This is a genomic window from Chryseobacterium rhizoplanae (genome assembly GCF_900182655.1).
GTDB classification, from domain to species: Bacteria; Bacteroidota; Bacteroidia; order Flavobacteriales; family Weeksellaceae; genus Chryseobacterium; species Chryseobacterium rhizoplanae.
The window spans coordinates 60,480-72,536 of sequence record NZ_FXTC01000003.1 but is presented as its reverse complement, the minus strand read 5'-3'; the positions used below and the strand labels follow the sequence as shown (position 1 = coordinate 72,536).

11 protein-coding genes are annotated in these 12,057 nt (G+C 35.7%); 9 read left to right on the top strand and 2 right to left on the bottom strand.

The genetic code is table 11. The annotated features are described in order from the left end of the window. Nucleotides 1–82 precede the first annotated feature (82 nt). Complete coding sequence (locus FN817_RS08930; RefSeq protein ID WP_047420861.1) at nt 83–1,036, top strand: helix-turn-helix transcriptional regulator; 954 nt, start codon at nt 83–85, stop codon at nt 1,034–1,036. A gap of 229 nt (nt 1,037–1,265) precedes the next feature. Here the strand turns inward: FN817_RS08930 and FN817_RS08925 are convergent, their stop codons facing one another. After that, complete coding sequence (locus FN817_RS08925; RefSeq protein ID WP_142717630.1) at nt 1,266–1,757, bottom strand: DinB family protein; 492 nt, start codon at nt 1,755–1,757, stop codon at nt 1,266–1,268. A 170-nt stretch (nt 1,758–1,927) separates the two neighbouring features. On the opposite strand from FN817_RS08925, the gene FN817_RS08920 reads away from it, so the two are divergent. From FN817_RS08920 to FN817_RS08895, 6 genes are all read left to right on the top strand, one after another. Beyond that, nucleotides 1,928–2,512, top strand: a complete 585-nt coding sequence (locus FN817_RS08920; protein WP_142717629.1) for a hypothetical protein — start codon at nt 1,928–1,930, stop codon at nt 2,510–2,512. Nucleotides 2,513–2,853: 341 nt separating this feature from the next. Next, nucleotides 2,854–5,274 (top strand): TonB-dependent receptor plug domain-containing protein, encoded by a 2,421-nt coding sequence (locus FN817_RS08915; protein ID WP_142717628.1) that lies wholly within the window; start codon nt 2,854–2,856, stop codon nt 5,272–5,274. Nucleotides 5,275–5,449: 175 nt separating this feature from the next. Next, entirely contained in the window at nt 5,450–6,019 is a 570-nt protein-coding gene (locus FN817_RS08910; protein ID WP_034699206.1) for a cob(I)yrinic acid a,c-diamide adenosyltransferase, read from the top strand. Beyond that, nucleotides 6,009–6,656: a thiamine diphosphokinase gene (locus tag FN817_RS08905; protein ID WP_142717627.1), complete on the top strand. Its 648-nt coding sequence runs from the start codon at nt 6,009–6,011 to the stop codon at nt 6,654–6,656. The genes FN817_RS08910 and FN817_RS08905 overlap by 11 nt, the downstream gene beginning before the upstream one ends. A gap of 94 nt (nt 6,657–6,750) precedes the next feature. Beyond that, nucleotides 6,751–7,626, top strand: a complete 876-nt coding sequence (locus FN817_RS08900) for a tyrosine-protein phosphatase (RefSeq protein ID WP_142717626.1) — start codon at nt 6,751–6,753, stop codon at nt 7,624–7,626. A 122-nt stretch (nt 7,627–7,748) separates the two neighbouring features. After that, nucleotides 7,749–9,143, top strand: a complete 1,395-nt coding sequence (locus tag FN817_RS08895; RefSeq protein ID WP_047378719.1) for a type III PLP-dependent enzyme domain-containing protein — start codon at nt 7,749–7,751, stop codon at nt 9,141–9,143. A gap of 247 nt (nt 9,144–9,390) precedes the next feature. Here FN817_RS08895 and FN817_RS08890 read toward each other — a convergent pair whose 3' ends face one another. Further along, entirely contained in the window at nt 9,391–10,050 is a 660-nt protein-coding gene (locus FN817_RS08890) for an HAD family hydrolase (protein ID WP_142717625.1), read from the bottom strand. A 200-nt stretch (nt 10,051–10,250) separates the two neighbouring features. On the opposite strand from FN817_RS08890, the gene speB reads away from it, so the two are divergent. Together speB and FN817_RS08880 are read left to right on the top strand one after the other, a co-directional pair. After that, on the top strand, nt 10,251–11,108 hold the full coding sequence (gene speB / locus FN817_RS08885) for an agmatinase (protein WP_047095921.1): 858 nt from the start codon (nt 10,251–10,253) through the stop codon (nt 11,106–11,108). Nucleotides 11,109–11,177: 69 nt separating this feature from the next. Further along, complete coding sequence (locus tag FN817_RS08880; protein ID WP_142717624.1) at nt 11,178–12,020, top strand: bifunctional helix-turn-helix domain-containing protein/methylated-DNA--[protein]-cysteine S-methyltransferase; 843 nt, start codon at nt 11,178–11,180, stop codon at nt 12,018–12,020. The last annotated feature ends 37 nt before the right edge of the window (nt 12,021–12,057 follow it).

The following is a 12,057-nucleotide window of genomic DNA, read 5'->3' as shown; positions in this document are numbered from 1 at the left end:
TTTTGTGAAAAATAAAATTAATAAAAAAAGCAGTCCCATTGATAAGACATACCTCGAAAAAGAATTTTAGCTTTGCTGTATCATGAATGATCACTATCTTAAAAAACTTGATCGGGTAACGGCTATCCTTACCCAGTTGCAGTCTAAACCTGTTGTTCGGGCGCAGGATCTGGCTGAAAAGTTCGATGTAAGTATCAGAACCATTTACCGTGATGTAAAAACCCTGGAAAACGCAGGCATTCCTATTGTGGGCGAAGCAGGTAACGGCTATTCCTTAATGGACGGATATAAACTTCCTCCCATTATGTTTACCAAAGAAGAGGTATTAAGTTTCATTACCGCCGAAAAGCTGATGCAGAAATTTTCCCACCAAAGTTTGGGAAGCCATTATCAGGCAGCCATGGAAAAAGTACGTTCAGTATTGAGAAATTCTGATAAAAATCTCATTCAGAATATTGAGAAACAGATTGATGTTTTTAGTTTCCATACCGATTCCGGAGATTCTCTTAAAAATGTGATTCCTATTATTTTAGAAAGCATTGCAGACAAAACCCAACTGAATATCAGATATCAGACGGTAGATGGAAGGATAGACAACAGAACGATTGAAACTGTCGGAATGTTTTTTGAGTTTAATTTTTGGTACATCATGGCATTCTGTACCCTGAGAAAAGATTTCAGACAATTTCGGATAGACCGGATTTTGGAGATTTCAAAAACCCTGAATCCCTTTTTACAGGAATACGGCCAGGTAAATGATTACCGTAAAAAATCAAACGGAAATAAAGTCAGAGCTAAACTGTTGGTAGACAAAAAAATAATGTCTCATCTGGTGAATTCCAAAAAATATTATGGACTGACAGAAGAAGTGGAGACTGAACAAGGGGTAGAACTCACTTTTGAAACAGAATGGATCAGCGATGGATTTCCCCGCTGGCTTATCACTTTTGCAGATTATGCCACCGTTCTGGAACCGGAAAGTCTGCGTATCCGTTTGAATGAACTGCTTGTAAAAATGGTTGAAAGACATCAATAATAAACCCCAACAAGACAGCTGTTGAGGTTTAAAGACTTAATTGAGGCAATAAATGAAATGGTTAACAAGTAAATGGTAAAATCGCAAAAAAGCTAAATTTGTTTAGTCGCAAAAAATGATATAAGTTGTTGAGATGGAGGGAAATCACTATAATAAATGACATTACAGATGTATTTTTTTTATGATTTCCGCCTTTTTGCAATTTTACCTCTTCACTTCTTTATTAAAATTAAAATCTTTCCCAGAAGAAAGGTGGTTCTATTCCTAAAGCTCGCAGATAAACATATCCTTGTCCGCGGTGGTGAACCTCGTTATCTACAAAATAAAGGATGTTCTGATATACCGGGAATTCATATTCTCCGAATAAATTGAAAGTTTCCTGGAAGCGCTCTTCAGAAATCATATTAAAATAATGGTTGATTACTCCTGTTTCTTCATCCCACTTCTTTAAAAGTTCTTCTTTTGTTTTTGGATTAAAAGCTTCTTCGTTGTAAGCTTCCATAGTTCCTTCAACAATTCCCTTCAAAGCAGGTCCGCCAATGCCAATCAGCTCTATTGCCAGTTTTGCAAACGGTCTCATTCCACCTATTGAAAATTCAAATAAATCTTTTTCTGGAAAAGCTTCAATAACTCTTCTCGTCAGATTTCTGTGTCCCTGCCAGTCGTTTAATAGCTGTTCAGAAGTCATGAATTGTTTAGTGGCTGTTGCTGTAGTTGTCATAATGTTTTGTTTTTGTTTGTTGTTGATACAAAGGTAAGACAGGGTTATGACAACAGTTTGTCAGCAGGATTTTGATAGTAAAAAAATATTTTTTTCTTTGCTAAAATATCCTGACCTGTTTTCCGTTAGAAGGAAGGATATTAATAAACAAAATCGCTATTATTAGAATTATGAAGAAGTATATTTTGCCTGTTGTTGCCACTTTTTTATTAGTATCATGCAATAAGATTGAGGAAAAAATTGACCAGACGGTTCAGAAAACAACAGAAACTGTGCAGCAGAAGGCACAGCAGGCTGTAGAAGAAACAGTGAAGAAAACGGTCAATGAATCTATCAACACAATAACCAATTCCGAGGATGTAAAATTCAATGAGGTTTTCCCTGGGACGAGTGCCGCTATCGTTTCTGAAGAAAAAGGAAAAAAGATTAAAATCCCGGGAAGATCTGAAGGTTACATTTTTAAATACAAAGCAGACATTGCCGTATTGCTCCCGTTTTTAGAAGGCCAGCCAACTTCTGACGAAAGTAAATCAGAAAAGAAAGCCCGCAAGATTGATGGGCAAAACATCATTGATAAAATCAGTTTTTTATCAAAATTTCTTCCTGATAATACCTTTGATACAAGTATTCTTGAAGATATAAAATCAGATAAAAACATTCAATACTATAAATTGAAAAGGTTTCCCAACAGTAGTACAATTATCTACAACCCAAAAAATCAGACCATCATACAATACGTAGAGGTAAATAAATAATTTGGATATGGCCGTTTTAACGGCCATTTTTTATTCTTAGTCATTTCGTCATTGCGAGCCATAGGCGAAGCAATCTCAACTCGCTTGAAAATTACAAATCAAAAAGATTGAAATCATATTTATTCCCAGATGTAATTTAATCACTTTTTCATACGTAATTAGGAAATTATTACTACGTTTCTTTTTGTATTATTAATAAATTACTTGATGTTTGTGAATTTACCGCTGTTTTATAAATAAATATTATTTGTGTATTTATGAAGTATTATTCATATCATATGATTTATTTTTATGTTTAATATTAATATTTTTATTAGATTTATTAAATAATTGTCAATTATATGAAAAAGGAACTATTTAATAAAAAAATCTGTGTATTAGTATTAAGCGGAGCTGGTGCAATGGGGTATGCCCAAGACAGCATAAAACAAAATAAAATAGATGAAGTTGTGGTTACAACGGGTAGAACTAAGCCCAGAACCATCATTACCTCAGCAATTCCTATTGATAATATTTCTGCTGTGCAATTAAAATCCACAGGGCAAACTACTTTTGATAAAGCTTTAACTTATGCTGTTCCATCTTTTAATTCATCACAGCAAACAGTCTCTGATGCAACGGCTCATTTTGATCCGGCAGATTTAAGAGGATTAGGGCCATCCAGAACATTAGTGTTAGTCAATAATAAAAGAAAAAATCAAAGTGCTCTTATTTATGTCAATGATACACCGGGAAAGGGTGAGGTAGGTACAGATCTGAAAAGTATTCCATCTGCTGCCTTACAGAATGTAGAGGTATTGAGAGATGGGGCATCTGCGCAATATGGCTCTGATGCTATTGCGGGAGTAATCAATATTATTCTTAAGAACAGCGTTGGAAAAAGCACGGTCAATCTTTTTTCAGGTATTACTTCAAAAGGAGATGGCTTTAATATAGGAGCAGATTTTAATACAGGAATCAAAGTCGCAAAAAACGGAAGCCTGAATCTTACACTAGGATTTTCATCCCAAAATAAAACTAACCGCGCAGGTTCTGTTACAAAAGATGAACTTTTTGGTGTGGATAATGCCTGGACGCAGGCTAATCCTGGTTTAGGAATGATCATTGGGCAGCCGGAGACAAAAGTTGCTAATATGTTTGTAAATTTTGAATTGCCAACAAGTGAAACAGGTAAATTTTATGCTTTTGGGGGTACAACTTACAGAAGTGGGACCAGTTTTGCTTTATACAGAACTCCCTATTGGGTAACTTCAGATTTTGGTTTATTAACTCCACAAGGACAACCTTACAACGGATTTCAACCGCAATTTAAAACAGATGTTTATGATTATAATTTAACCTCCGGGTGGAAAGGAATGTTTGGAAAATGGAATTTTGATGGGAGTGCAACCTTTGGCTCTAATGCAGTAGATTATGTTGTAGGAAATACCATTAATGTTTCTTTGGGTGCCAATTCACCAACCCGTTTCAAAGCAGGCGGCCACCAGTTCAGTAATATTATAGGAAATATAGATATCAGCCGGGATTTTGGTGCGTTTGTTTTAGGAGCCGGAGCAGAAGTGCGCAATGAAAACTACCAGGCGAAAGCAGGAGAAGAAGCATCTTATATAGGAAGTGGTGCAGAATCATTTCCGGGACTGCAGTCTCAAAATGAAGTTAATAAAAATCGTCAGAATATTGGAGCTTATATAAATGCCGAATGGGATGTTACAAAAAACCTGTTATTGGGAGGTACTGTGAGATATGAAAATTTCAGTGATTTTGGAAATAATGTTTCATGGAAAGGAAATGCAAGATATAAGTTCCTGGATGATAAATTGGTTTTCCGTGGATCTGTTTCTACAGGATTTAGAGCACCTTCATTACACCAGATTTATTATTCCAATGTTCAAACCAAAATTACAGGGAATACGGTAGCTAATCAGGGTACCTTTAATAATGACTCTCAAATTGTAAGATCGGATCTGGGTGTACCAAAATTAAATGCTGAAAAAGCCTTTAACATTACTGGAGGATTTGCCGTAAAACCTTTTAAAAACCTTACGATTACAGCAGATTATTACAGAATAAAAATTAAAGACAGGGTACTTTTCTCAGGAGATATCGGTTATAAAACAGGTGCTCCGGGGAGTCCGGATCTAACAAACCCTGTGGAAGTAATATTAGACAATAATAAAATAACTTCCCTGAAGTTTTTCACCAATGCTGTAAATACAGTTACTCAAGGGGTAGATTTCGTTGCAAATTATTATACTTCCGCTATTGGCAAAGGAAGGTTGGGAGTTATTGCTGCTTTCAATTATAACGAAACTAAAATAGTAGATAATATTGCCGTTCCGAATATTCTGGCTGAAAATGGGTACTCAGAAAACTTTTTTGATAGAAAAGAACAATCCAGAATTACCTCTGCAAGACCTAAAACAAAAACTATTCTTAGTCTTTCGTATGACATTTCAAAGTTTAATTTTAACCTTAATAATACTTACTTTGGTTCGGTTACCTGGCAGCATGCAACTGATCCGGCCAAAGATCAGACATTTTCTGGTAAGGTAATTACTGACATCGTTTTAACCTATAAAATCACGCAAGACCTTAAAGTTTCAGGAGTTGTAAATAATTTGCTTAATATTTATCCGGATGTAATAGATAGCAAAGGAGATATAGTAACAGATCTTGGAGGAAGATTCAAATATCCTTGGGAGGTAAACCAGTTTGGATTTAACGGAACAACTTTTCAGCTCAATGTTAATTATACCTTCTAAATAAAAGAATTAGCATTTGCTTTTTGCTTAACAAAGGGAAAGTAATCCTAAAAAGATATAAAACCCCGTCTACACAAATATTAACTGACATTAATTTCTAATGTCAGTTTTATTTTTGGGAAGTTATTACTACATTTTACTTTTTACATTCTGCAAAAAGAGGTATTTTAGTACTATGAAAATTTATACGAAAACAGGAGATAAAGGTCAGACAGCATTATATGGCGGAACAAGAGTTTCCAAAGCCAGTGCCAGAGTAGACAGTTATGGAAATATAGACGAGCTGAATTCATTCATCGGGATTGCAAAAAGTCATATCGAAGATGAAGAAGTATTGAGACAGCTTAAGAAAATACAGTTTGATTTGTTTACCGTAGGTTCTGAAGCTGCTACACCAGTAGATAAACTGATGCTGGCCAACGGGAAATCACGCCTTCCGATCATTATTTCAGAAACAGAAATTGAAGAACTGGAACAGTGGATGGATGCTTTCGATGAAAAGCTGGAACCGCTTCAGTATTTTATCCTTCCCGGAGGTGGAAAGTCTGCAACTTTTTTACATGCAGCAAGAACCATCTGCAGAAGGGCAGAACGTTCATTGGTGTTTTTGAATGAATCAGAAGAAGTACGTCCTGAATTGATTAAATATTTAAACAGGCTTTCGGATTATCTTTTCGTGTTGGCAAGATATATTTCAAAACTGAACAACGAACCGGAAGAATACTGGAACCCGAATGAGAGATAAAGCACTACTTTTCATCAACGGAGATGCTCCCCAATCTTTCCCTGATCCTGATCATTATGGCTTGATTGCCTGTACAGATGGTGCTTTTCATTATCTAAAAAGACTGGGTTTTCCTATGGATAAGCTGGATTTTATTTCAGGTGATTTTGATTCACATTCCGGATCAGATGAAGAAATGTATCAGGAAAAATTTATCCTTACATTGGATCAGGATAAAACAGATTTTCACAAAGCGTTGGAAATCATTTTGGAAAAAGGATTTTCGGAGATTGATGTTTTCGGAGGAAGTGGAGGCGAGCAGGATCATTTTCTTGGAAACCTTACCGTTGCTTATACATTCAAAGATCAGATGGAAATTAAATTTTATGATGAATTTTCAGAATATTACTTTATTCCCAATCATTTTAAATTGGAAGGTGCAAAGAATAGAATGATTTCTCTCTATCCATTTCCATCAGTGAATAATATTACAACAAAAGGACTCAACTGGCCTTTGACGAATGAAACTCTGAGCATTACTTCAAGAATAGGAACCCGAAACTTTGCCGTTGAAGATGAAATTTCCGTAGAATATGAATCAGGTGATGTCCTGTTATTTGTAGGAATCAGTGAAATAGAATATCCAGCAATCTATTAAAGAATCAATTATCAATAGAAACGGGCTTTAGCCCGTTTAGATAAATAAAACAAAGTCCGTTGGCTTTAGCCAAAACATATTATAAAAAAGGCTATTGAATAAATTAATCAAAATATCAGTTTTCACCATTTCATTATGCAGTATTGTTTCATGCAAAACACAGCATTTTGAAACACCTGAATATGGTAAAAATGAAACTGAAAAAGTAATTCATGTTAAGAAAGTAACGAATTTCCGTACGGTAGGAAATATTAAAAATACAGAAGGAAGAACTTTAAAAGAGGGAAGGTTCTACAGAAGTGCCCATCTTCATAAGCTTAAAAAGAAATCTTTTGATGATATTGATAAGCTGGGAATAAAAGAAATAATTGATCTTAGAAACCCGAAAGAAATCTCGCAGAAACCGGATCAGCTTCCTGCATCGGTAACCTATAAAAAATATTCAGCGTTTGAAGATGAAGGAGACCAGTTGGCCCAGGCAAGAAAGCTGGTGCTGAAAGGTAAAGTAAATGCTTCTGATGCAGACAAAAGAATGATAGATTTCTATCGGGAATATGTTACAGAAAATCCGGAAATCATAAAGAAAATTATTACAGAAATTCTGGAATCTGAAGATCCGGTTTTGTACCACTGTACGGCAGGAAAAGATAGAACCGGGATTACTACTGCTCTCATCTTAATGATTCTGAAGTTTGATAAAGAAACCATTTATAATGAATATCTGCTATCCAACAACTACAGAAAAGATATGGTTGAGAAAAGACTTCGCCTTGCCAATCGCTTACATTTTATCTATCCAAAGATGGATTTACAGGTGCTGGAAAAACTGAGCTGGGTAGAAAAAAGATACCTTGATGCAGCTTTTGGGGAGATTGATAAAAAGTATGGCTCTACAGATGCCTATATCCAGCAGGTATTAGGGATTTCAGATGCGCAAAGAACTGCGTATATTCAAAAGTTTACCTATTGATTATCAGAGATAAATTTTTGAAGGACCTGATATTGGCTCTTTATTTAAAATTATAATAATTTTAACACCCGAAAACCAAACTTTTTTAGCAATTTTGCATTTCTTAATTCACTTGTTTAGAAATGAAAATAAAGTACTCGGAACTTATTGATCAGACATTATATTTTCCTACAGAGGAGTTTAATGTATCTGAGAACAATTTGTTGTTTCACGACGTTCCATTGATGGATGTGGTTGAACAATTTGGCACTCCGCTAAAGATTAGCTATCTGCCGAGAATTTCTCAAAATATTCAGAAGGCCAAAAGCTGGTTTAAAGAAGCTTTTGAAAAAACCGGATATAAAAAGAATTATACCTACTGCTATTGCACAAAATCCAGCCATTTCAATTTTGTATTGGAAGAAGCTCTGAAGAATGATATTTCAATAGAAACATCTTCTGCTTATGACATGGATATTGTAAAATCTCTTTACGAAAAAGGGAAGGTAGATAAAAACATTGAAGTAATCTGTAACGGCTTCAAAACGGATGATTATCTGACAAATATTTCAGATATGATCAACAACGGTTTTGAAAATATTACCCCGATTCTTGATAATTACAGAGAATTGGATAAACTTACGGAAAGCATCGATTCTACTTTTAATATCGGAATCAGAATTGCATCGGAGGAAGAGCCGAAGTTCGAATTCTATACCTCAAGATTAGGAATCGGATATAAAGATATTATTCCTTATTACAGCCAGAAGATTGCCGAACACCCGAATGCAAGATTGAAAATGCTTCACTTCTTCATCAATACCGGAATCAAAGACACTTCTTACTACTGGAATGAATTGTATAAATGTCTTCGTGTATATGCACGTTTGAAGAAAATTGCTCCGGAAGTAAATTCATTGAATATCGGAGGTGGTTTCCCAATCAAAACTTCTTTGAATTTTGATTATGACTATCAGTATATGGTAGAAGAAATCGTTTCTCAGATCAAAAAATTCTGTGAAGAAGAAGGAGTAGAGGAACCTAATATTTATACGGAGTTCGGAAGCTTTACCGTAGGGGAAAGCGGAGCGAACCTTTACAAGATTATTTCTCAGAAACGTCAAAATGACAGAGAAAAATGGAATATGATTGACTCTTCTTTCATGACCACTCTTCCTGACACATGGGCAATTTCAAGACACTTTATCATGCTTCCGCTAAACCGTTGGGAAGACTCTTATGAAAGGGTATTCTTAGGAGGACTGACATGTGATTCAGATGATTATTATAACTCTGAACAGCATACCAATGCCATTTATTTACCGGTTTTCAGTGATACTAAACCATTATATATCGGATTCTTCCATACAGGAGCGTATCAGGAAACAATCGGAGGATATGGTGGAGTACACCATTGTCTGATGCCTCAGCCAAGACACGTCCTGATTCAAAAGGATGAAAATGGTGAATTGCAATATGAAATTTTCCGTGAGAAACAAGAACCGGAAGATATCCTGAAAATCCTTGGGTATAAATAAGACCTTAATCTGTCATTGCGAAGAACGAATGTGACGAAGCAATCTCATCTTAATAATCTTAATCACTCAATGGATCTTAATGTTTTAAAATTTAACCATTAAGTTTTTCATTAAGGATTAAGTATAGTTAAGGATCTTCACTTCGTTCAGATGACAAAGTACATACAAAACAAAAGCTCTCAGATTCTAGAGTGCACCCAAAAGTTTAGACACTTTTTAGGGGCAGTCTATTCTGAGAGCTTTTTATTTAAAAATACGTTGAAATTTTATCAAGTTCGAGTTCCTCATAATCAGTAACTACAGTATCGGCCAAGGTATAATCCTGATTTTTTGAATGAGGGCTTCTGTATGCCGCACAGAAAATTTTAGCCCGATGTGCAGCAAGAATTCCGTTAGTAGAATCTTCAATCACCATACAGTTTTCAACAGGTTCACCTGCCATTTCTGCAGCCAGTAAAAAAACTTCAGGATGAGGTTTTGATTCTTTTAAATCGGCACCGCTGATTTTTCCGCTGAAATATTTTTCCAACCCGAATTTTTCAAAAACCATATTGATCGTTACCATGGTAGCCGAAGAAGCCAGGATAAGTTTGAGTCCGTTTTCATGATAATGTTCAATCAGTTTTCTTACTCCCGGGATTAAATCAAATTCATCATCATTATAAAAATAATCTTTGAAATGTGCTCTTTTGATTCCTGCAATGGATTCATACGTCTGGTTGAGATTGAATTTATTGATCAAAGTTTCAGAAACTCTTTTGGTTGATGCTCCGGTAAAAGAGGTGTACAATTCTTCGGAAACCGCAATCTCCAATTCATCAAACGTTTTGAAATAAGCTTTTCTATGTAATGGTTCTGTATCTACAATTACTCCATCCATATCGAAAAGAACAGCTTTTAAAGGCATATTAAAAGTTTTTTACAAAAATAGTTATTTGAACCGAAAGTGGAAAGGAATGAGGTAATAGATGCTAGGTTGCAGGTAGCAGATAACATACAGCAAAAGGAAAGTGTATAACTCATAAACTCTCCGACACTCGTACTCTTCAACTCGTAAACTCTTTGTATCTTTGCGAAATCATTTAATTTTTTAATTAATAATTATATATGAAAACATACGCAGGAATTCCCGAAGAAAACGCAACGTTAGAGAATTCAAAAGTAATGTTGGTAACTGTTCCTTATGACGGGACTTCAACATGGGGAAAAGGAGCTGATAAAGGTCCTGAATTATTCTTAGATGCTTCTGAAAACATGGAGCTTTATGATATTGAAACCCAAACAGAACCTTATCTTCAGGGAGTATATCTGGCAGGAGAAGTTTCTGAAAATTCCAGCCCGGAAGCAATGACAGAAGCTGTTTACCAGAAAACCAAAGAACTTTTGAACAATGAAGGGAAAGTATTTACTTTATTTGGAGGTGAACACTCTGTGTCTATCGGTTCTATCCGTGCAGTAGGAGAAAAATTTGAAAACCTTACCGTTCTTCAGCTGGATGCTCATACAGACTTACGTCCTGAATTCCACGGTTCTACTTCTAACCATGCTTGTGCGGTGTTTGAAGCTAACCAGAAACATAACTTGGTTCAGGTGGGAATTCGTTCTATGGATGCGGAAGAAGCTCAGTATTTACCGGAAGGAAGAGTATTCTTTGCTCACGAGATTGCAAACAATGAGAACTGGGTGAATGATGTATTGGAAAAAGTTTCAGGAAACGTATATATTACAATAGACCTTGATGCTTTTGATCCTTCTATTGCTCCTTCTACAGGAACTCCTGAGCCAGGTGGATTACAATGGTATCCAACACTGGAATTATTAAGAAAAGTATTTGAAAAATGTAATGTAGTGGCATTTGATATTGTAGAATTAATGGATTCTCCAATGGCTAAGCCAACGGCTTTCCTTGCTGCTAAGCTATATTATAAAATGCTTGCTTATAACGATATTTATAACAACAACTAATATTCCGCAAGAATCGGATTTTTTCTGCCGTATATTCTTTGGAAATTTGTGAGGTAAAATAACAATACAATGTCCACACAAAGTCAGATAGATTATAACAGAATTGCTAAGGCGATAGAATATATCCAGAGCAATTTCAGGCTTCAGCCAAGTTTGGAGGAAGTGGCAGAGAATATTCACTTAAGTCCCGCCCATTTTCAGAAAATCTTTACAGATTGGGCAGGAACAAGTCCGAAAAAGTTTTTGCAGTTCATCAGTCTTGAACATGCCAAAAGCTTATTGAAGGAAGAAAAAGCAAGTTTGTTTGATACTGCATACGAGACAGGATTTTCCAGTACCAGCAGGCTTCATGACCTGTTTGTGAAGGTGGAAGGAATGTCTCCGGCAGAATATAAAAATGGCGGAAAAAGCCTTAGTATTCATTACAGTTTTTCTGAAAGCCCTTTCGGAAATATAATAGTAGCGTCTACAGAAAAAGGAATCTGCTATATGGCTTTTGAAGACCATAAAGAAACAGCATTCGGGGAGCTGAAGCAAAAGTTCCCCAATGCTTCTTTTACTGAGCAGCAAGATGCCCTTCAAAAGAATGCACTGTCCATATTCGATAAAGACTGGACTAAGCTCAATACTATAAAATTACATTTAAAAGGAACCGATTTTCAGCTTAAAGTCTGGGAAAGTCTGTTGACAATCCCTATGGGGAAACTGTCTACTTATGGCAGCCTGGCTGAAAAAATAGGAAATTCTAAGGCATCCAGAGCGGTGGGAACAGCTATTGGAAGTAATCCTGTTGCATTTCTGATACCTTGTCATCGCGTGATTCAGTCTACAGGACATCTCGGTGGATATCGATGGGGAAGTGAAAGAAAGCAGCTGATTGTAGGCTGGGAAGGCTCACAGATTTATTCCTGAAATAAAACATATTGATAAGTTTTGGCTAAAGCCAATG